Source organism: Nostoc sp. T09, assembly GCF_002154695.1.
Classification (GTDB): Bacteria; Cyanobacteriota; Cyanobacteriia; order Cyanobacteriales; family Nostocaceae; genus Aulosira.
Map to the genome: position 1 here is coordinate 20,616 of NZ_MTAV01000221.1, position 22,427 is coordinate 43,042.

Below are 22,427 nucleotides of genomic sequence, written 5' to 3' on the forward strand. Positions count from 1 at the left end.
TATAAAAAATGTCTTCCAAATTACTAAACTAAAATTCTGGAATGACTATTTTCTGATTGCTATATAAAGCTTGTGGTATTTACTTAATTGAAGAAATGTGTGTATTTATATACACATTTTTAAAATTTTAATGATAGTCGAAATTGTCAAATGGGAATACTAAATAGAGCCAAGACTATGAACCTAAAGTACAATGCCAGCTTTAATAAATTCAGTAAATAATATTTCGGGCTATCGGATTACAGAAAAAATTTACTCAGGTAGTAAAACCCTTGTTTATCGGGGTATTAGAGAACAAGACCAAAAATCAGTCATTATCAAACTGATGCGGAATGAATATCCCACCTTCACTGAAATTGCCCAATTCCGCAATCAATACAACATCACTAAAAACCTCGACCTCCTCGGCATAGTCAAACCTTTAAGCTTAGAAAGCTATCGTAACGGCTATGCCTTAGTTATGGAAGACTTTGGCGGCATTTCCCTCCAAGAGTGGCAATTGGCTAACAAGAGAATTGAAAAAAATTCTGTTTCCATCGGTGAGTTTTTTTCTATGGCCATCGAAATTACATGTATTTTAGAGGGACTGCATCGCGATCGCATCATACATAAAGATATCAAACCCGCCAACATCTTAATTAATCCAACTACAGGCGAGGTAAGAATAATTGACTTCAGTCTCGCTACCCTCCTACCAAGAGAAATTCAATTCCTTACCAATCCCAACGTCTTAGAAGGCACCTTAGCTTACATTTCTCCCGAACAAACGGGAAGAATGAATCGAGGTATTGACTACCGTACCGACTTTTATTCCTTAGGTGTCACTTTCTTTGAACTCCTCACTGGACAGTTACCCTTCACTACCACTGACCCAATGGAGTTAGTTTATTCCCACATTGCCAAAGAACCACCAAAAGCCAGCCGCATTAACTCCAATATCCCCCCGATGCTGTCTGAGATTATCAGTAAGCTGATGGACAAAAATGCGGAAGACCGCTATCAAAGTACACACGGACTTAAGCATGACTTAGAAAAGTGTCGCTACCTATGGCAAGATACGGGAAAAATTCCCGCCTTTGAGTTGGGAGTGCGCGACTTTTCAGACCATTTCCTCATCCCCGAAAAACTCTATGGTCGCCAACGGGATATAGAAACCCTATTGATTGCTTTTGAAAGAGTAGCTGGCGGCACAACTGAAATGATGTTAGTCACAGGTTCATCTGGGATTGGCAAAACTGCTGTAGTTAACGAAGTTCACAAACCAATTGTGCGGCAGCGTAGTTACTTCATCAAAGGTAAATTCGATCAGTTCCAACGTGACATTCCTTTATCAGGATTAGTGCAAGCCTTTCGAGATTTAATTGGGCAATTACTCATTGAAACCGATGCTCAAATTCAACAGTGGAGAACTAAGATTCTGTCAGCTTTGGGTGAACAAAGTCAGGTAATTACTGATGTAATACCCGAACTACAACTAATAATTGGTAAGCAACCTGAAGTAACAGAACTCTCTGGTAACGCTGCTCAAAATCGCTTCAACTTATTATTCCAAAGATTCATCCAAGTATTCGCTACAAAAGAGCATCCACTGGTAATTTTTTTAGATGACTTGCAATGGGCAGATGTGACTTCTTTAAAATTTATTCAATTATTAATGAGTGAAAACACATCTTCCCATCTTGTGGGTGAGCCTGGAAATAAAGCAGAAATTGGCGGAGGGATGCTACTGATTGGTGCTTATCGAGATAATGAAGTTTCAAATGCACATCCACTTTATTTGAAACTACAAGAAATTGAGAAAATGGGAGTAACAATTAATACTATTAATCTTGCACCTTTAACTCAAGAAGATTTAAACAAATTAATTGCTGATACTCTTAATTGCCAAGAAGTCGTTGCTACTCCGCTCACCCAAATGGTGTTTGCAAAAACCAAAGGTAATCCTTTCTTTAGCAATCAATTTCTCAATACTTTGCATGATGAAAATTTGATTAAGTTTAATTTTAATGGGGGTTTTTGGCAGTATGACCTTGTAGATATAGAGGCATTATCTCTAACAGATGATGTAGTCAAATTCATGGCCATCCAAATTGAAAAATTGCCGATACATACTCAAAAAGTCTTGATGCTAGCAGCATGTATTGGTAATGAGTTTGACCTAAAAACTCTGGCGATAGTCCATGAAAAATCTACCTTAGATACATCTTTAGACTTATTACCAGCATTACGTGAGGGGTTAGTTTTAGCTCAAGATGATGCTTATAAGTTATTTCAAGATGAGCAAGCTTCAGTAATAACTGTTAATCATCAGGAAGAGGATCATTCCAAAATTCCAGATTTCCAATTTCCCAGATATAAATTCGTACATGATCGGGTACAGCAAGCAGCCTATTCTTTAATTGCCGTAGATCAAAAGAAGCCAATTCACTTAAAAATTGGACTCTTATTGTTAAGTAATACCCCAATCTCTGAACGTGAAGAAAAGATTTTTGAGCTTGTTAACCAGTTAAATATTGCATTAGAGTTGATTACTCATCAGTCTAAACGCGATCATTTAGCTGAGATGAATCTGACTGCTGGACGTAAAGCTTTAGCATCAACAGCTTATTCATCAGCGCTCAAGTATTTAAAGACTGGAATCGAATTACTTGCTGATAATAGCTGGGATAACAAATATGAGCTGATCCTAGCTTTGTATGAAACAGCAACAGAGGCCGCTTACTTGGCTGGTGAATTTGAGGAGATAGAGAAATTAGCAGAAGTAGTATTGGCACAGGCTAAAACGCTGGTAGAAAAAGTGAAAGTCTATGAAGCCAAAATTCAAGCTTATGGAGCACAAAACCGAACTATTGAAGCTGTCAATATTGCTCTAGCTGTTCTTAAGCAGTTGGGAGTTAACTTCCCTGAAAATCCCTGTCAATCTGATGTGCAACTGGCAATGCAACAAATAACAGCACACTTGACTGATAAGTGTATTGAAGACTTAATTTATCTACCAGAAATGGTAGAAGCTCAACAATTAGCAACTATACGTATTCTAGCTATTACAGGTACTTTTTCTTATGCAGTTGCTCCAGAGCTATTCCCGCTGGCTATCTTGAAACAAATTGAATTATCGCTTCAATATGGTAATGCCCCTTTGTCTGCTTTTGCCTATGTTACTTACGGATTTATACTTTGTGGGCTAGTAGGAGACATTGAATCTGGCTATAAATTTGGCAAGCTGGCTTTATGCCTGGTAGATCACTATAACTTCAAAGAAGTAAAAGCTAAGATAATGATGGTATTTTATGGTGCTATCAGACATTTTAAAAAGCATACAAAGGAAACATTACAGTATTTATCAGAGGCTTACTCTACAGGACTTGAAACTGGAGATTTGGAATTTGCAGCTTTTGCCCTTTACAATTATTCTTCGTATTCCTATTTTATTGGCAGTGAACTGACGGGGCTGGAATTGCAAATAGCAAGCTATGGCAATGCCATTAGTCAAATCAAGCAAGAAAGAGCTTTTTACTGGAATGCTATTTATCACCAGACAGTGTTGAACTTGCTCGAATCCGGGGAAAATCCTAATTGTTTAATCGGTAATGCATACGACGAAGAGAAAATACTACCGATTCATCTTGAAGCTAAGGATGGAAATGGGCTTTTATATCTATATTTATCCAAGCTTCAGCTAAGTTACTTGTTTCAAGAGTTTACACAAGCAGTTGAAAATGCCGCATTGGCAGAAAAGTATTTATATGCTGGTGTAGGAAGTCTCGTTGTTCCTCTGTTTCATTTTTACGACTCTCTCGCACAACTCGCGATTTATTCTGATGCTGGCGAGACTCAACAAAAGTACATTATTGATAGGGTACAAGCCAATCAGGAAAAGATGCATCATTGGTCAAATAATGCTCCAATGAATTATTTACACAAATATTATTTAGTAGAGGCAGAAATAAATAGGGTTTTTGGTAAATATCTCGAAGCAATGGACTGTTATGATCGCGCCATCACTCTTGCTAGAGAAAATGAGTATCTTAATGAAGAAGCTCTTGCTAACGAACTGGCTACTCGCTTTTATCTAGAATGGAGCAAACACAAGATAGCCCAAACTTACTTTACTGATGCATATTACTGTTATTTGCGGTGGGGGGCAAAAGCCAAAGTTGACGATTTGGAAAAACGGTATCCCCAATTACTGGCTCCGATTCTCAAGGAAGACCAACTAAGTTTATATACCAGCGAAAAAAGTACTTCTTCTCATCACACCACTTTATCTACCCAAAGCAGTCACCAGACTTTAATTAGCTCTTGCACAAGTATTTCTGACTCTTTAGATTTGACTGCTGTAATTAGAGCCTCACAAGCACTCTCTGGAGAAATTGAACTGGAGCAATTGTTATCTACTTTAATGAAATTAGTGAGGGAAAATGCAGGAGCTTCTAAATGTGCTTTAATGCTAAATCCAGGGGATGATTTGGACTTAACCGTTACTGCTATTAGTTCTAATTCCGCATTAGCATCCACTTACACAGAATTCCCTGCAATTAACCTTTCTTGTAGCAATGACCTTCCGATTACTTTGATTAATTATGTCAAACGCACAAAGGAAAGATTTGTTGTTGATGATGCTAAAGTGGAAGGATTTTTAGCAAATGATCGCTACATTCTTCGTGATCGTCCCAAGAGTCTGTTATGTATACCGATTATCAATCAGGGAAAATTTCTTGGTATATTGTATCTTGAAAATAATCTTACGACAGGAGCGTTTACACGCGATCGCCTAGAACTTTTACAAGTAATTACTACCCAAGCAGCAATCTCTCTAGAGAATGCTATCCTCTATAAAGATTTAGCACAAGCAAAAGAAGGCTTGGAGGAATATAGCCATACTTTAGAAGAGAAAGTTGAACGCAGAACGCATGAACTTAACGAGAATAATCAGCGCTTAAAACAGGCAATAGTGGATTTGCAAAACGCCCAAACGCAACTAATTCAAAGTGAAAAAATGTCTAGTTTGGGGCAAATGATAGCGGGAATTGCCCATGAAATCAATAACCCCATCAATTTTATTCATGGCAATATTACTCATACACAAGAATACGTACAAGATCTATTAGATTTGATTGCTATTTATCAGCAAGAATATCCCAATCCCTCTGATCAAGTTGCTGAAAAATCTGAAGAAATAGACTTAGATTTCTTAGTGCAAGACTTGCCAAAAGTATTGGATTCTATGAAGCTAGGAACATCACGTATCCGGCATATTGTTTTAGGATTACGCAACTTTTCACGCTTAGATGAAGCTGACATGAAGCCTGTAGATATTCATGAGGGCATCGACAATACTTTAATGATCTTGCAACACAAACTTAAACTAAATAATGACCGTCCTGAGATAGAAGTTATCAAAGAATATGGAGATCTGCCAGAGGTGGCTTGTTATGCTGGCCAGTTAAATCAGATGTTTATGAACATCCTGAGTAATGCGATTGATGCGTTGGATGATAACAATAAAGAATGGAGTACGGAAAATGAGAACAACCATCAATTTAAAGTTCCTAAAATTCGCATTTTAACTGACTTAGCCGACAAAAATACTATCAGGATTCGCATTATTGATAATGGTCTTGGTATGAATGCTGAGGTGCAACAAAAAATCTTTGACCCATTTTTTACCACCAAGCCAGTTGGGAGTGGTACAGGGCTAGGATTGTCGATTAGCTATCAAATTGTTGTAGATAAACATAAAGGAAAGTTGTTCTGTGAGTCTACACCAGGTAAGGGAACTGAGTTTGTGATTGAAATTCCAATGAGACAGTGAGGAAGTACTAGACTATAGAGTTGGTGTAGTTACCATAGCAGTTGAAGACTGTTGACGCATACGCCGCCCTGTAATTATTATCTTGACTCCATTTCTAGGCCCAACCACAAGGCCTCTACGTTGAGGTCTCTCTGCTCGTTGATCTGCCAGTGAAAGTTGATACCTAGAGATAATAGTTGCCAATACTAGCTTCATTTCAAATGTAGCCAAAGCCTGACCAATACAACCACGGGCACCACCACCAAAGGGCAGAAATTCATAGGGAGAAAATTGCCGTTCCAGAAAGCGCTCTGGTTTAAACTCTTTGGGCTGCGGATATAAATCTGCACGTTGATGAGCGAGATAAATACAGCCAATGACTTTTGTACCAGGTTCTAATCGATGTCCGAGTATTTCAACTGGTTCTTGCACAACCCTGGGAAGTGTCATGATCGCTATAGGATAAATCCGCAGAGTTTCATTACAGACAGCGGTGAGATAAGGTAACTGGAAAATTTTCATGGGATCTGGAGAATCACCCAAGCTATCCAGTTCTTGCAGCAGTTTTTCATACACTTCTGGCTTGTGGAGAATCCAATATAATCCCCAAGTCATTGCCGATGCTGTAGTTTCATGCCCGGAAATCATTAAGTCGATCACTTCATCGCGCAACTCCTGATCTGTCATTGCTTTACCAGTTTCATCCCTCGCTAACATTAGCAAGGAAAGAATATCAATCCGGTCTGGAAGGAGATGCTGCCGGCGTTCAGCAATTTCTGCATAAAGCAATTCATCAACTTGCTCTCTTAAGCGCAGAAATTTCCCCCAAGGTGTCAAAGATCCCAAATCTCGTTGTAAAGAAGGAAAAAATAGGAAGCTAGAAATAAATGGAGAGCGAAACAACTCCATAACTAAGGTTGGTATTAAATGCTTGAGTTGTTGGCAACGTTCTCCTTCATAAAAACCAAAAACAGCCTGTAATATAACTTGTAAGGAAATCGCCTGCATTGTAGAAAGTGCAGAAAAAGGCTTGTTTAACGGTAACTGACTAAATATATTTTCTGTCAGATTGATAATTAGCTGACCGTAAGCTCGCATCCGTTCTCCATGAAAGGAGGGCATCAACAATTGTCGTCGCTGTTTATGGGACTCGCCGTCCAACACCAGGAGTGAAGAGTTTCCCACTAAGGGTTGCAAAATTCTATTCGCTTTGCTTGAGCCTGCAAACGCCTTTCTATCGTTAATTAAAATTTCTTTTATTGCTTGGGGATGGTTCACAAATACTAGATTGTCCCCAAAACCAACAACTTCACCAGTGAAAATATCAGGATATTGTTGAACAGCACTTTTCATGTATTTTATAGGGTCAAAAATCCATTGAAGCTTTTGTAGAAAAGAGGGAGTTTTGAGACGATTAGGTAGTTGCATTTAATTTGCTATCCAAAAATTTTGCTCAATGTTTTTCTTTTATTTTGAGTATTACTAGTGCTAAGTAGCTCAAACTAATTAAAAGTGAAATGTCATTACGAGCGTAACGCAGTGGAGCAAAGTAATCCCAAATAATCTATCTTACATTTTTCAAAGTTGACCTACTTAAAAAAGTAAGTTTAAAGGATGATGATTGCACTAGCTAGTGTTAGACAAAACCAGTAGGTAAACAGCATATAGGTGCGATGATCTGCTTGTGGAGAACGATAAAATATAATCCGTCCTGCAACTGTCAAACTCAAAACTGCAAGACCTATATCGCAAAGTAATACTTTTACTGTTATTCCTACAGGCATCATTAATAATAAATGAGTTGCAAATGGCAACAATGCAAAGCCTAAACTCAGTATTACTCGACTTGCAGTTTCTCCAAAAGCAATTGGCAATGTGTTTCTACCAATAGCGCGATCGCCTTCAATATCTCGCAGATCCTGAACAGCAGATATGGTTAGCCACACACCAGCCAACATTAAAATCCAACGCCATGCAATAGGAGACAAAGGTGCTACTAGTTGATAAGCTGGTGCAAGTTGGGCAATTGTGCCGACTCCCATAATTATATTTTTGGTAATCCAGTGCTTGTCCCAGCTACCAAAGTTATTCAGAATAATGCAGATTTGCCAAAGTAGTGCCCACTCTAAAACCCCAAACCACCAACCTACCAACGAAAACAAAATCATGCTGACAACCCACCTTATAAAAGCTCCATGAACAGAAACAAGCCCTGTAACAAGTGGGCGATTAGGTTTATTGAGTTTATCTTCTTCTATGCCAACAATTTGGTTTGCAATACAAAATGACAAAATGTACAACCAAAAATAAATAATGCCGCGGCCTATTTGCAAGGGTAATTCATTTAAAGATAATAAATTAACTTTCCAAGCAGCTATTAAAAATAGTAATCCAGGCAGCAAGGCGCTTGAGTAATCACGCCATATGAATTGCCACATTAGAAATAGTTCGTACAGCAAATTCCGACAAATGCGTGTTAGCACAAATAGCGGTGAAATTAATGCTTTTGTGTGTGTATTCATAAACTATACTCACGACTCAAAGTAGTGTTAAATCAAAGTAGGCTCTCTAGCATTTTTAAGCAGGATTTATCTCAAATAGGCATCTTGAAAAATGCTTATTTAAGTTGTATATGGTTAATCACAAGGGTGCGGCTCTTTTAGGAAGCCGTAATACTAAATTTGTAATACAATCTTCAATCTCCTTCCATATCGACTTTTTACTTATCGGCTTATTTTAGAAGCATTTAAGCGATACTCCGGAAGAGTGGCTACGCCAACGCCAGAAATAAACGCTCATACCCCTATTTTTATGTAATGAAATACTACAGCCTAAAAATAAAGACCGTTTTCTAAAATCTGAGCGAAGCTATTCCTAGAAGATTTACAAACTCAAACCCTTGTTAAGTATGAAGTTAAGTCTTTATACCAAAATAAAAATTGTCTTCTAAAAAGAGTTGCACCCAACTCGAATAGTAGTCTTATATGTTTACTTTTGTTCTAGAAATTAAAGTGAGGCACCCATAAGTAAGCATATTGTTCTAGAACATGAACATATAGTCTTAACAGAAAGAAAGCAAATTATTCAGCAAAGAAAACTAGTTACTGCTTAATCACTTGGAGATACAAATGCACAATGACAACACTAATTTCAGTCACACAGAACATTTTAATCTCTTAATAACCATTAAGCGATATTTTTGGGAGAAAATTAAATTTCGTACTACCCTTCCAACAGTTTGTAAACAATATTTACTTCTACTGTTGGGAGTGTGTAATGTGCATAATTTAAAATTCCAAAAATTAATCTATGCAATTATTGTTTAATTTTTCATTAAAAAAAGTATCCGTAATCCTCTGTAATTACTAATAATAATTAAACTTATAAAATACTTTGTAATAAAAAAAACAATAGTTACATTAAAACTGATACCTTGTAACTCTTAGCCTGAAAAGCTTTACATACATGCATTCTGCTAAATATACGTTAAAAAATTTACTTAATATGTGCTTAATATTATGTTTATTTAATTACAAAAATATTAACTTTTACTTATAGCTTATATAAAATATATAAACCATGTTAATTTGTTTGAGCAATTAAATTTACATATTAAAATAAGTATAAACTCTTAAATGTCATATTTTCTTGACATAAACAGTGTATTCCGCACAGAAAGCGTGGCTTGTGGTTACCAGTCCCTATAAAGAGCAAACCCTGAGGATCGGGCAAAGCTAGGGACGAATGCAGTATTTATGCTTAGAAAAATAGGTTTGTAATGAGGCATTACTCCAGGAAATAACCAGGAGAGAGTGGGCTTTTCCTTGATGAATGTAATGCATAATTCTCTACCCAATTATAGATATATATAAGAGCATCTATCTTGAGTAGTAAATTAAACCAGTAAACAAATATCCAGTACCGCAACTTGTAATCAAAATATTTTGGTGGAATGTTACTACGTGTTTCAGAGGTATCTCAGCTACTTAAGTAGTTGCTAAATGCTGTCCATCCTTTGATAAAATCCTTGGAGCGTATGCAATTCAGTCGTTAAAAAAATAACAGTAAGCTATGACAAAGACATCTTACATTTTTTTGGCTGGGGCAAGCCGTGGTGTTGGTCGAGAAATTGTGAAATCTCTAACAGCACAACAGCTAAAAGTCAAAGCCTTGCTGAGAAAAGAAACTGCGGCGGCTGACCTAGAAGCATTAGGTGTTCAGGTGGTTTTTGGAGATGCCTTGAATGTCGATGATGTAGAACGTGCAATACTGACAGGTGAAGCCGTCGAGACTGTTATCAGTACTATAGGTGGTTTACCTGATAATACTGAGCGACCTGATTATCTTGGGAATAAAAATCTAATTGATGCAGCGCTCAAAGCTGGGGTACAAAAGTTTATTCTTGTGTCTTCCATTGGCACTGGCAATAGTGTAAGTGCTTTGTCTCCTCAAGCGTTGGCAGCCTTAAGAGAAGTTTTGGTTGAAAAAGATAAGGCCGAACAATACCTAATTGCCAGTGGACTCACCTATACCATCATCCGTCCTGGTGGGCTAAAGTCGGAACCTGCAACTGGTAATGGAGTTTTAACCGAAGATCCACGTGTTGTTGGGAGTATTCATCGTGCAGATGTGGCGCAGTTAGTTGTTCGTGCTTTAAATTCTGAGCGTATTAATAATAAAGTTTTATCGGCAATAGATAAAAAACAGTTATTTGGGCAATCAGAGTTTGTGGAATTTAATTTAGATTAATTCCCGGTGCGATCGCGCCAACCGTTAAACAACCCTTAGATAAGCTTTTGGATAGTTGCAGTCAATCCTAGCCGAAGTATTACTCTAGCGATCGCCTTTTATTCGACATCTTAGCAGCAGACATTTAAGCAACAACACAGAGCGATCGCCAATCAATATCTACAAGCTTTCTTTCCTTTTGCTTACCGTCTTCTTGCATACTATGGGGCTTTTGCTTTTATTCTAAGGAACTTCCTCACTAGCGCTTGATAATTCCGCTTCATTCTTAGGAATTCGCAGTGACACAGCCAATATCTCACGTCTTGTTGTTAGCAGTTCTGTGCCAAATCGCGCTTTGGGTATTAATAGGGTGAGCATCGTTGCAGTACCGGAACCAACTCCTACTTTGGCTATATTAGCTGTTGGTGTTTCGGGCGTCATTTTGAGACGACGCCAACGTAGATAAGATTTATTGACAGATTATATAGATATCATACCCACCTTGATCTGGGCTACTCGCCAGAAATTTGTAAAAATACTGTACGTTTACGCGGGCCATCTAACTCAAAAAACAATACTGATTGCCAAGTTCCCAAAGCTAATTTTCCATCCACAATTGGAATAATTGCACTAGTAGTTAGCATCATGGCCATTAAGTGAGAGTGAGCATTCATTGGTTCATCTTCTGGTACAAGCCTTAAATGCAAATCATTATGTAAATATCGCTCTGATTCTGGTGCTAATTTCCGCAAAAAGACTTTTACATCTTCTAATAAGCGTTCTTCATTTTCATTAATAGCTAAAGCTGTTGTGGTATGTCGAGAAAAGACTAAAGCTTGCCCATTTTGAATCGATGTACTATTAATTAAATCCTGAATTTGTGGGGTAATGTTATGAATATTTATTCCTTGTTCAGTTGCGATTTCAATTAGCTGATTAATAATTGTCATATCTTCAATTATGAATTATCTTGACTAATTTCCCAGTATTGTTTGCAAGCCTTGGATTAACCTTTCTATACCTGCTTTTGCTGACTCTTGCTGCAAGGCACCATAGGCTACACGTAAATAACATCCATCTTCCATGCCAAAGGTTGTGCCAGGAATAACTGCTACTTGATGTTCCTGGATTAATCTTTTAACTAACTCGAAAGCATTGATTTGGGTGTGAACTTTTAAGAAAAAGTAGAAAGCACCATCAGCAGGGGTAATAGTACACAAGCCTTGTAAACGATTGAGAGATTCCAGTACCGATTGTCGCACTTGAGCAATTGCACCAATATTTTCTTTTAAATACTCGTCTTTTGCTTGCAATGCTCCTAAAGCCGCATACTGAGAAATTACTGGCGCACAAATCAAAATCGTGTCTTGAACTTTTTTGACAGGAACCAGCAGATGTTGGGGAATCACCATGTAACCGATGCGCCAACTGGCAAAACCATAGGCTTTGGAAAGGCTGTAAAGGGAAATAGTGTAGTCGCTACTACCAGCAAAAGCACCTGGGGAAATGTGTTTTACCCCGTTATAGGTAAAGTATTCATAGGCTTCATCGCTAATATGATAAATGCCGCGAGTGCCACATAATTGATTAACTTCCCGCAATGCTGTTTTTGAATACACCACCCCTGTAGGATTATTGGGGGAAATTGTGACTATAGCCCGTGTTTTTGGAGTAATTGCTAGGGCGATCGCTTCCGGACGCAGTTGGTAATTTTCATCCGTCTCTACTAACACCGGACGACAACCAGCCATTGTAATCGCCATTTCATGATTGAAATAGTAAGGCTTATTCAGAATAATTTCGTCGCCTGGGCTGGTGATTGCCAAAATGGCGTTCATAAACCCCATGTTGCTCCCAGCCGTGACAACTATGCAGTTTTCTTCGTTAATTTCAATGCTGTTGAAAGCTTGTAACTTGGTGGCTAATGCTGCTACTAACGGCGGAATTCCTTCAACTGCTTTATATAAGTTATTGCTTGGCTCGGCCAGGAATTTAGCTAAAAACTCTACTGCTTGGGGTGGAGGATTGTAAGAAACCACACCTTGTCCTAGAGAAATAGTTCCGGGGGAGTTTTTAATCAGTTCCCCAACAACAGGAATGATTGGCGATTGTACCGCCTGCATACGGGATGTTAGGGATTTCATAGGAATTTTTTACGCTGATAGAGGCGGGGGAAACCGGATATCGGCACTGAACTGCTCAACATTGGCACTGCGATGAATCGGTAACACATATTCTAAATTTTCATGGGGACGCGGAATAATATGATGTGAAAGCACCTCGCCACCATTAACTCGCCCTACCGCCTCTATACCTGCGAACACGGCAACATTTACTTCACCCACTTCTCCCCGAATTAACACTGTAATCCGCCCCAAATCAGTATTTTCATAACCAACAAGAGTGATGCGGCTAGCTTTACACATAGCATCTCCGGCTTCCACTGCTGCGGGAATGCCATAAACTTCTATCATGCCAAGTGCCAGTGTCATACTGCTAACAAAATTTGAGCTTGCGGATTTTTGAGTGTCAGACCAAGTAATGACTGCATTTTTAGCACGACTATATTAGGAGTAACACAATCCAAATCCTATCACCTGTTGGTTTTCAGACCCCTGCTTCGTTTAAGATTAATCGCCTTCTACGTTTTTCAAGCGATCGCAATAATTGAGTTGTTGTGCATATACCGGATGCCGATGGCGATCGCTACTGCATTTCTCCTTGCGCCCCTTCTTAAGTACTTGCCAGACTCAGTTGCGGTTCGTGACGTGCACGCCGTCCTGTAATTACCATCTTGACGCCACGGGCTGGAGCTAAAATGACACCTCGCCGCCTAGGAACTTCTGGTCGATCATCTGCTAAAGCAAGTTGATAGCGTGAGAGGATTGTTCCTAATACAAGTTTCATTTCAAATACAGCCAAAGCCTCGCCTAGACAACGACGAGCACCGCCACCAAAGGGCATAAATTCATAGGGAGAAAATTGACGTTCTAGAAAGCGTTCTGGCTTAAACTGCTTTGGTTGGGGATATAAATCCTCACGCTGATGAAGTAGATACATACAGCCAACCACTACTGTACCAGGCTCTAAGCGATGACCCAGCAGTTCTACAGGTTCTTGTACTACTCTTGGAAAAGTTAACATTGTCACTGGGCGAACGCGTAGTGTTTCATTACAAACAGCGCTGAGATAAGGCAAGCGGAAAATGCTCAAGGCATCGGGAGAATTACCGATATTATCCAATTCCTGAAGCAGCTTTGCCAGAACTTCTGGGTGTTGGTGAGTCCAATATAATCCCCAGGCCATTGCCGTTGCCGTGGTTTCATATCCGGCCAATAAAAGAGTGATCAACTCGTCACGCAACTCTTGATCGCTCATCGGTTCACCTGCTTCATCCCGCGATGAGATTAGCAAGGAGAGGATATCGATACGATTTGCATCAGGTTTCTCTCGGCGTTCGGCAATTTCTGCGTAGAGCAATTTATCAATTTCTTCGCGATCGCGCACAAATTTTCCCCAAGGACTCCAAGGCCCTAAATCTTTTTGCAGTAAGGGGAAAAATAGAAAACTGGAAGTGAACGGTGAACGAAACAGATCTGCCATCAATGACAATTGCTGCTTGAGTTTTTGGAAACGTTCTCCCTCATAGACACCAAACACTGTTTCTAAGATGACTTGCAGAGAAATCTCCTGGGTGATACTACGTGCCGCAAAAGGCTGATTTGTTGGTATCTGATTAAACACCTTTGCTGTTAAATTACAGATTTGTTGACCATAGACACGCATCCGCTCACCATGAAAGGAGGGCATCACCAATTGTCGCCGTCGTCTATGGCGATCGCCATCCAGCATCAAGATTGAATAGTCCCCTACTAGAGGTTGTAAAACCTTGTTATCTTCACCAAGGGCGGCATATTTCTTTCTATCGTTGGTTAAAATTTCTTGTATTGCCTGAGGATGATTCACAAATACTAGAGTGTCACCAAAACCAACTACTCTCGCAGTGAAAATGTCAGGATATTGCTGAACTGCACTTTCCATATAGCCGATAGGATCGGCAACCCACTGGAGCTTTTGCATTAATGAAGGGGTTTGAACAGGATTAGGTAGCTGCATACATTCGATCCTGTAATTGTTTAAAAAATAGATTTAAGTAAGCTGATGCGCCTATAGTTAACTTTTTTCGCAGAAAAAGTCAAAAATCCCGAGTCTAGAGTTATTTTTAACTGTTGACTCTGGTCTAACCTCATGAGTAAATGTGTAACTTTCAGGTGTAGTTATCTTTATTATCTAGTGTAGCTATTCTCGCTAAGAATCTTTATCATTATCAGCTAAGTTTGCTGACTTCTATATATCGGTAGATAGCAGCTATATTGCGGGCATCATCAATACCTCTATGGTGTATGCCTTGCAACTCCAACCCTAAATTTTGGAGAGCCTGTGCCATACCAAATCTTTTGGAAACCCCAAGATGTTGTGAGAATTCCTCTTTAATATTTTTATGCTCTGAAGTAAAAGGATAAGGAATATTATGATATTTACAATCTTGAATAAATTGATTCTTATCGTAGCTTCCCCAGGAACAAAAAATATGATCGGGAAATAAGTTCATCCATTTTTTAAACCGAGCAATTGCCTCTATAAATTGTGGAGCTTGCTCAACATCTTGCTGCTGAATACTAGTTAAGTTTGTACAAAATGTTGTAAGTTGTGGATGTCTCACAGGCTGGATAAATTGTTGAAACTCTGAATCAATTTCCCATGTTGTGCTATTGAGCATTACTGCACCAATTTCGATGATTTCCATTTCATGTCTAGGAATTGTGCCATCATCACAACACGTAGCCTCTAAATCTACTATTAAATAATAGTGGTAATTTTTAGTTTTCATATTAAGGATTAAAAATATGTAAGTTTTTTGACCGAGTTACAAAGTAGCAACATAATTATGTAACTTAATACTACAAATGTAATATTTTTTAGTCAATAGTCATTTTTAGACATTTTCCCACTTGTAAACTGTGTTCACCGGAGTTATCAGTGAAGGTTAATCAACAATTGGTGACCGATGAGCAGCTAGAATTGAGTGTAAATTTTGGTGATTTTAGAAGATTTAGGTTGAAGAAAAAGGTTTAAGCCAGCCAATTTGCATAGCGGTATCGATAGCCATAGCCGCGATCGCAAACCACGATACACTCTCAAAAGCCAATACCAGATAAGGCAAGACTGTAGCAGTAGAATTCCAGCCAACTTCTATCTGAGTTAAGCCTCGTACCAAGCCAAAAGCAAATACACCACCAGCTTTCAGTTGAGGATTCCGATCTAGGCGAATGATATAGCGGTAGGTGACACCAAACAGCAAGCCAGAGAAGGAAGCGATCGCCCCACTCAGCAAAAAATCTAAATTCAGCGGCGCAATTTCTAGATTCGCGAGTATCGGAAAATACTTTGCCAGCACTAGGGTATGCAAAAGACTAGAAATAATGAAGGCTAATAACAGGCAAATACCCCCAATTATCCCAGCTTTCAGCGATTCTAGGCGTTCTGCCATCAGTTGAGGCTCTAAAATTTTGTTCACAATTGTGCAACGCCAGTTTGCAAATTCATTAGTCTTTAGTTAACCACACTGTTGCCCAAAGCCCCATGACAAATGACTCTTGACTCTTAAGTGCTGAATCAACTGCCCTTTCCCAGTATGATGAATATTAGAAACGTTTTGTAATTATTTTAAAAGTGGGACTATGGCGATTTTGACACTGGGTTGGGTATCACTCTTGGTCGTATTCACTTGGTCAATTGCAATGGTAGTTTGGGGTCGTAACGGACTATAGAGGAATTTTGGAAAGCCCATTCCTGAGTATTTTGGCATTGCTAGCTATACTGCTGCTAGTCGCAGTGACTGGAGGCGTTGGTTATTTAACCTTGGCAGATTGGCGCGATCGCCGTCTTCGAGAAAATGAAAAACGCGAAACCCGACGCAGCACTCCAAAGCGGCGATGATTTTTACTTGAGATAATCAAACCCAGTCTTCTTGGGTCAACAATGCTTTTATAGGGACACGATGCGATCGTTGTCCCTATATTGTTATATTTATTACCTATAATATTTAAGGCAAAACATTGTTAAAAAATATTGTTGTTTATATTACTAAAAATATTTAAAGTTGAATTTTCCACCGTTAAATTTACTACTTAAGACATATATCTTTGGATAGCTGTTACGTTTAGATTGGTTCAGGGAATTCTGAAGATAGAAGACTTTCAACATTTAAAGTCCTATTTGGCATGGAAAACTCCTCTACGCTACAACCCATACAACCGAATTCAGCCCCACAAGAACATTTGCCAGAACAGACACTACCGTCCTACCAAGGTGAGAAACATAAAGCTTTATCTAGAGTAATCGCTAGGATTCGCGAGTCACTGGATATAGACACCATTTTCAAAGTTACAGTCACTGAGGTACGTCAGTTGCTGAACACTGACCGGGTTGGAGTGTTTCGTTTTTATCCTGAATTAGATTGGGAAGGGGAATTTATTTATGAGGACGTAGGTGAGCAATGGAGTTCGGCACTAAAAGCTAAACTGCGTGACCACTGCTTTGCTGCGGATTTTGCCGGACTTTATCAGCAAGGTCGAATTAAAATCATGGACGATATTTATCAAGCCATGATTACTGATTGCCATATACAGATTCTAGAAAAATTTCAAGTACGCGCTAATATTGTTGCTCCCCTGATGAAAGGTAAAGAGTTATGGGGCTTGTTGTGTATTCATCAATGTAGTGGACCTCGGCAATGGGAAGCATCAGAAGTTGAATTTGTGCAACTCATCGGCGAACATTTGGGAGTTGCCTTGCAACAGGCAGATTACCTAGAAAAAGCGAAATTACAATCAGCACAATTAGCACAAGCAACAGCAAGAGCAAAAATAGCAGAATGGCAGAAAACTATATCTATAACGATTGAGAAAATTCGTCAGTTTCTCGATTTGGAAAGCATTTTCCGGACTAGTACAGAAGAACTGAGAAAACTGCTGAATGCTGACCGTGTTGCTATCTACCGTTTCCATCCAGATTGGAGTGGTGAATTTGTATTTGAATCAGTAGCAGCAGGCTGGAATTCTCTCATGGAAGAACAGTTGCGGCGGCCCGAGTTGGGTGAAAACGTTAGCGACTGTAGTGCCAAGGATTTAGCTGAAGCCCCGGTTATGGATACTTACTTACAAGATACAGACGGTGGTCGCTTCACAAGAGGCGAAGTGTATCGTGTTTGTAATGATATTTATAACGCTGGGTTTACCGACTGCTACATTAAAGTCCTAGAAAGCTATCAGGCAAAAGCTTATGTGATCATTGCTATTTACCACGGTCAAAAGCTCTGGGGCTTGCTAGCTGTTTACCAGAACAATGGAAGCCGCGATTGGCAAGAAGATGAGGTCTACTTGCTCACCCAAGTTAGTACCCAACTAGGCGTAGCTTTGCAGCAAGCCGAGTTCTTACAACAATTGCAGACCCAAGCAGCAGAACTGACCAAAGCTGCCGAAAGACAAAGGGCCTTGGCAAATACTGTAGAAAAAATTCGTCAGTCCTTAGATATTGACACTATCTTTAAAGCTACTACTCAAGAAGTGAGGCGGCTGTTAGAAGTAGAAAGAGTTTCAATTTATCGCTTCTACCCTGATTGGAGTGGTGAATTTGTTGCTGATTCAGTTGCTGATGACTGGACACCAACAGCAAGAACGCAGTCTGTAACAGAGCAAGTCCTTTTGTTAGGAACGCCAGCAGGCAAATATGCACGTCATGAAGTCTTTGTACCAATTTCTCAAGGAGAGAAACTTTGGGGATTGTTGGTAGCTTATCAAAACTCTCAAGCACGCTATTGGCAAGATGAGGAAATAAATTTGCTGGCACAAGTTGGTGTGCAATTAGGAGTAGCAATCCAGCAAGCAGAAACCTTAAAGCAGGTACAGATACAAGCACAGCAACTAGCTCAAGCTGCGGAACGAGAACGGGAAGCTGCGGAACGAGAACGCAAAGCTACCGAAAGGGAGAAGGCATTAGCTGCAACGGTAGAGAAAATTCGTCAGTCCCTTGATCTTGATACTATCTTTGCTACCAGCACTCAAGAAGTCCGACGGCTATTAGAACTCGATCGAGCCACAATTTATCGTTTCCGCTCTGATTGGACTGTGGAATTTGTTGCTGAATCATTAGCCCATAATTGGACACCAAATAGGGAAGTTGTACCTTTAATTATCAAGGATTATTTGCAACAAACCCAAGGCAGAGACTACGCTAACAGTAAAATTTTAGTTATTAAAGATATTTATAGCACCGAAGATTATACTAGTCAGATTGCTCTACTCAAACCAATTGTAGCTAGAGCATATATGATTGTACCGATTTTTCAAGGTGAGAAAATTTGGGGCTTGTTGGCAGCATATCAAAATACCAAACCCCGCGATTGGCAACAAGATGAAATTGATTTACTAGTACATATTGGCAATCAATTAGGAGTAGGTCTTCAGCAAGCAGAATTACTGGACCAAACTCACCGTCAAAAAGAAGAACTTAAGGAGACCCTGCAAGAATTGCAGCAAACTCAAAGCCAGTTGATTCAAAGTGAAAAAATGGCTGGTTTAGGACAGTTAGTGGCTGGAGTAGCCCATGAAATTAATAATCCGATTAATTTCATTTATGGCAACATCACCCATGTCACTGAGTACGCTGAAGACTTATTGAAATTACTACATATTTATCAAAAAAATTATCCTAATCCGAAAGCAGAAGTTCAACGGCAAGCAGCAGCACTAGATTTAGATTTTATTGCGAAAGACTTGCCTAAAATTCTTAATTCTATGACTGTTGGGGCAGAACGGATTAGTGAATTAGTACTGTCATTACGTACTTTTTCACGCCTAGATGAAGCCGAAATGAAGCCAGTTAACATCCATGAAGGTATTGAAAGTACCTTATTAATCTTACAACACCGTCTAAAACCACAGGCTGATTTCATTGCTATTGAGGTAGTTAAAGAATACGGCGAATTACCAAAAGTACAATGTTATGCTGCTCAAATAAATCAAGTTTTGATGAATGTTCTCAGCAATGCGATTGATGCTCTAGAACACTCAATAATGGTAGAAAAAACCTTAGAAAATCCTAAAATTCAGATTTGTACAGAAGTAATAGATGAAAACTCGATTTTAATTCGCATTGCTGATAATGGTTGTGGCATAGCAGAAAGTGTGCGATCGCGGATTTTTGACCCTTTCTTTACTACTAAAGAACCAGGTAAAGGAACTGGTTTAGGGCTATATATTAGTTACCAGATTATTGTAGAAAAACACGCTGGTCAAATCAAATGTTTTTCCGAACCTGGGAAAGGTTCTGAGTTTAGGATACAAATACCCATCAAACATTCGGTTTAGTTAAAAAAGCATGTGCGATCGCTTTTTTTAGCTTATGTATGTAAAGACGCAAAGGAAGAAGAGAAAGGGCGATCGCATATTGGCGCGTGAAAGCCATCACTTTTTTATTTCACACAGAGGTGCAAAGTTTTTTGTAGTAGATTTGCAATTTTTCTTCAGATTAGAGATTATAGTATGATTAATTGTTCATACTAAGAGGTAAGACTGATGATTAAAGTCACAATTACCTTAGAAGAAGACATTCTGCAATTTATCGATCTCCAGGCACAAGGCAACCGCAGTGGATATATCAACGCACTGCTAGCAGAACATCGCCGTCAGATTTTAGAAGCAGAAATGATTGCTGCCCTCAAGCAAGATGCTGAAGATCCAGAATATCAGGCTGAAATTGCAGCTTGGGATCGTGTTGTTGGGGATGGGATTAATGCCAGGGAGTAATTTAACTTATCGACGAGGAGAAATCCGTTGGGTGAATCTTGATCCGACAGTGGGGGCTGAGGCGCAAAAAATTCGTGCTTGTTTGATTGTGCAGAATGACATTATGAATCAGTATGGATTGCTGACAATTGTCATGCCATTTAGACCAGGAAGTAAGCCCCTTATGTTGTCAATGTGAAAGCAACACCAACTAATGGATTGGATCAAGATCGATTTATTAATATTGGGCAGATTCGTGCTGTTGACAATCGCCGGGTTTTGGAAATGCTTGGTGTATTGGAAGATGAATACTGGGAGCAAATTCGCACAGCTTTAAATGTGGTTTTGGGATTTGTAGATTAAATTCGAGCGATCGCTTTTTCATCTCACACAAAGGAAGAAGAGAAAAGGGCGATCGCTTCTAATTTATAAAACAAGATCCAATACACGAAAAAATCATTAAGCAATAACTCTTTTTCACTGAGGTAAGGTTTGATAAAGCTTTACTCTACTTTAAGCTAAGGATAATTACTGAGGTATTTTGACCTTACCTAATCCAAAATTGTTGATGATTGATAATCATATCTGGATTTAGTGGTTTAGTACTTAATCAAAATGAGCAAATTATCTGAATACCCAATGACTGATAAACCATTTCGATGTGGTCATTGTGGTAATACAACTGTGATGCAGAAGATAGCTGTTAATCAGTATATTCGGACTATGGACAAAGGTACACCCGATCAATATCAAGTTGAGTATAAATGGCATCTTTTAGTATGTTGCACTTGTGAAGAAGTAAATCTTATTGAATATTCAATCTGGCCTGATCAGGAAAAAATATATATTTTTAATGATGGGGATGAAGAGATATACAGGATAGAACCTGACGAAAAGTATTTATATCCATCATCTAATGATTTTACACATTTAAAAGAAGCTTCAACAATACTTAAACAAACATATCAAGAAGCTTTAAATTGTTTTAAATCAGGCCTATACACAGCAACCGTAATTATGTGTAGAAAAACAGTTGAATGTTTGTGTGTAATACAGTTAGAAATTACAGAGCCTTACAAACTATCTGATAAAATCCAAAGAATGCTAGATGACGGATGTATAGATAAACTGCTATACGATTGGTCAATGACTTTAAAGCAATTTGGTAATATTGCAGTACATCAGTTCAAAACATTTACTAAAGATGAGGCTCAAGACATTTTAGATTTTACCTATGCTTTAGTTGAATACTGTCTAGATTTCAAGTACAAATTTGCAAAGCTTAAAACCAATAGAAAAATAAAAAAACAATCTCAACAGTCCGAACAAGAAGTTCAACTAAATAGTTTAAGTAATTCTGAATTGGAGTCTTTAGATAAAATGTTAAGCGATCAAAATGAATTACTCCGTTATTATGGAGCCATAAGTTTGGCAAAAGCAAATGTAAAAGTTGAAAAAATAGTACCTATATTAATCGAATTTTATCATCAAAATAACTTTAAACAGATAAAAAATGAAATTATTGCCTTTGTGAGAAACTTTGGCTCAGTAGCAGTGTCAGAATTAATTAAATTACTTACAGATTCCTCAACTACGAAGGAAATTCGGATTATGGCTGTCAGTACTTTAGGAGATCTGGGATTTGAGGCAAAAGAATCTATACCAGCGCTTTTTGATGCACTTGCAGATCCAGATGTTAACGTTCAAGCTACTCATGCTCTAATCAAAATCGGGGGTGAAGCTGTTTCTTCTGTGATTAAAATATATGAGGAAAAGCTAAATTCTGCTACCCCAACATTATAGCCTATCGTGACACAGCCTTAGTTAGCTCAAGAAGTTTTATAATTAATTTTCTATGATATTATCGGATTTTAATTATTTTTTTATTTTGATGATTTTTGGTTGTGTCTTGTTTTTAGCGCATTTGAGCGATGTTAAATCTAAGAATTTGATGTTAAGGGCTATATGTATATTATTAATATCTTTATCACTTTTATTTTTACTATCTAATGAATGTTTCAAAGGTATTGAGAATGAGATAGAAAATATTAATGATA

General features: G+C 38.5%; 18 protein-coding genes. 10 read left to right on the plus strand and 8 right to left on the minus strand.

Features of this window, described 5'->3' with window-relative positions:
• The first annotated feature begins 193 nt into the window (after nucleotides 1-193).
• The gene (locus BV372_RS32585) at nucleotides 194-5,815 is read left to right on the plus strand and encodes an ATP-binding sensor histidine kinase (protein ID WP_086691336.1); all 5,622 of its coding nucleotides are present in this window, start codon (nucleotides 194-196) and stop codon (nucleotides 5,813-5,815) included.
• A gap of 12 nt (nucleotides 5,816-5,827) precedes the next feature.
• Here BV372_RS32585 and BV372_RS32590 read toward each other — a convergent pair whose 3' ends face one another.
• The gene (locus BV372_RS32590; protein ID WP_086691338.1) at nucleotides 5,828-7,222 is read right to left on the minus strand and encodes a cytochrome P450; all 1,395 of its coding nucleotides are present in this window, start codon (nucleotides 7,220-7,222) and stop codon (nucleotides 5,828-5,830) included.
• Between the two features lie 179 nt (nucleotides 7,223-7,401).
• On the minus strand, nucleotides 7,402-8,316 hold the full coding sequence (locus BV372_RS32595; RefSeq protein WP_086691340.1) for a UbiA family prenyltransferase: 915 nt from the start codon (nucleotides 8,314-8,316) through the stop codon (nucleotides 7,402-7,404).
• Between the two features lie 1,549 nt (nucleotides 8,317-9,865).
• Here BV372_RS32595 and BV372_RS32600 point away from each other — a divergent pair.
• Together BV372_RS32600 and BV372_RS38060 are read left to right on the plus strand one after the other, a co-directional pair.
• On the plus strand, nucleotides 9,866-10,543 hold the full coding sequence (locus BV372_RS32600) for an SDR family oxidoreductase (protein ID WP_086691342.1): 678 nt from the start codon (nucleotides 9,866-9,868) through the stop codon (nucleotides 10,541-10,543).
• A 349-nt stretch (nucleotides 10,544-10,892) separates the two neighbouring features.
• On the plus strand, nucleotides 10,893-10,988 hold the full coding sequence (locus BV372_RS38060; RefSeq protein WP_256973596.1) for a PEP-CTERM sorting domain-containing protein: 96 nt from the start codon (nucleotides 10,893-10,895) through the stop codon (nucleotides 10,986-10,988).
• Between the two features lie 46 nt (nucleotides 10,989-11,034).
• Here BV372_RS38060 and BV372_RS32610 read toward each other — a convergent pair whose 3' ends face one another.
• The 6 genes from BV372_RS32610 to BV372_RS32635 form a co-directional block, all read right to left on the minus strand.
• Nucleotides 11,035-11,472 (minus strand): secondary thiamine-phosphate synthase enzyme YjbQ, encoded by a 438-nt coding sequence (locus tag BV372_RS32610; protein ID WP_086691346.1) that lies wholly within the window; start codon nucleotides 11,470-11,472, stop codon nucleotides 11,035-11,037.
• 24 nt (nucleotides 11,473-11,496) lie between these two features.
• Nucleotides 11,497-12,666 (minus strand): pyridoxal phosphate-dependent aminotransferase, encoded by a 1,170-nt coding sequence (locus BV372_RS32615; RefSeq protein WP_086691348.1) that lies wholly within the window; start codon nucleotides 12,664-12,666, stop codon nucleotides 11,497-11,499.
• 9 nt (nucleotides 12,667-12,675) lie between these two features.
• Nucleotides 12,676-13,014 carry a carbon dioxide-concentrating mechanism protein CcmK gene (locus BV372_RS32620; RefSeq protein WP_086691350.1) on the minus strand — a complete coding sequence of 113 codons (339 nt, stop codon included), beginning with the start codon at nucleotides 13,012-13,014 and terminating at the stop codon, nucleotides 12,676-12,678.
• A 241-nt stretch (nucleotides 13,015-13,255) separates the two neighbouring features.
• Nucleotides 13,256-14,638: a cytochrome P450 gene (locus tag BV372_RS32625; RefSeq protein ID WP_086691352.1), complete on the minus strand. Its 1,383-nt coding sequence runs from the start codon at nucleotides 14,636-14,638 to the stop codon at nucleotides 13,256-13,258.
• 211 nt (nucleotides 14,639-14,849) lie between these two features.
• A complete protein-coding gene (locus BV372_RS32630; RefSeq protein WP_086691353.1) occupies nucleotides 14,850-15,413 on the minus strand; it encodes a 3'-5' exonuclease in 564 nt (187 codons plus the stop codon).
• 222 nt (nucleotides 15,414-15,635) lie between these two features.
• A complete protein-coding gene (locus tag BV372_RS32635) occupies nucleotides 15,636-16,073 on the minus strand; it encodes a hypothetical protein (RefSeq protein WP_086691452.1) in 438 nt (145 codons plus the stop codon).
• A 190-nt stretch (nucleotides 16,074-16,263) separates the two neighbouring features.
• Between BV372_RS32635 and petN the strand changes: the two genes are divergently transcribed.
• From petN to BV372_RS32665, 7 genes are all read left to right on the plus strand, one after another.
• Nucleotides 16,264-16,353, plus strand: a complete 90-nt coding sequence (gene petN, locus BV372_RS32640) for a cytochrome b6-f complex subunit PetN (RefSeq protein WP_010998401.1) — start codon at nucleotides 16,264-16,266, stop codon at nucleotides 16,351-16,353.
• Between the two features lie 7 nt (nucleotides 16,354-16,360).
• Nucleotides 16,361-16,522: a hypothetical protein gene (locus BV372_RS36870; RefSeq protein ID WP_086691355.1), complete on the plus strand. Its 162-nt coding sequence runs from the start codon at nucleotides 16,361-16,363 to the stop codon at nucleotides 16,520-16,522.
• A gap of 284 nt (nucleotides 16,523-16,806) precedes the next feature.
• Complete coding sequence (locus BV372_RS32650) at nucleotides 16,807-19,953, plus strand: GAF domain-containing protein (protein WP_086691357.1); 3,147 nt, start codon at nucleotides 16,807-16,809, stop codon at nucleotides 19,951-19,953.
• 207 nt (nucleotides 19,954-20,160) lie between these two features.
• Nucleotides 20,161-20,391 (plus strand): CopG family transcriptional regulator, encoded by a 231-nt coding sequence (locus BV372_RS32655; protein WP_086691359.1) that lies wholly within the window; start codon nucleotides 20,161-20,163, stop codon nucleotides 20,389-20,391.
• Nucleotides 20,378-20,569, plus strand: a complete 192-nt coding sequence (locus BV372_RS38065; protein ID WP_256973593.1) for a type II toxin-antitoxin system PemK/MazF family toxin — start codon at nucleotides 20,378-20,380, stop codon at nucleotides 20,567-20,569. The genes BV372_RS32655 and BV372_RS38065 overlap by 14 nt, the downstream gene beginning before the upstream one ends.
• Entirely contained in the window at nucleotides 20,566-20,733 is a 168-nt protein-coding gene (locus BV372_RS38070; protein ID WP_256973594.1) for a type II toxin-antitoxin system PemK/MazF family toxin, read from the plus strand. The genes BV372_RS38065 and BV372_RS38070 overlap by 4 nt, the downstream gene beginning before the upstream one ends.
• A gap of 276 nt (nucleotides 20,734-21,009) precedes the next feature.
• Nucleotides 21,010-22,173, plus strand: coding sequence for a DUF4145 domain-containing protein (locus tag BV372_RS32665; RefSeq protein ID WP_179198314.1), 1,164 nt, complete (start codon nucleotides 21,010-21,012; stop codon nucleotides 22,171-22,173).
• The last annotated feature ends 254 nt before the right edge of the window (nucleotides 22,174-22,427 follow it).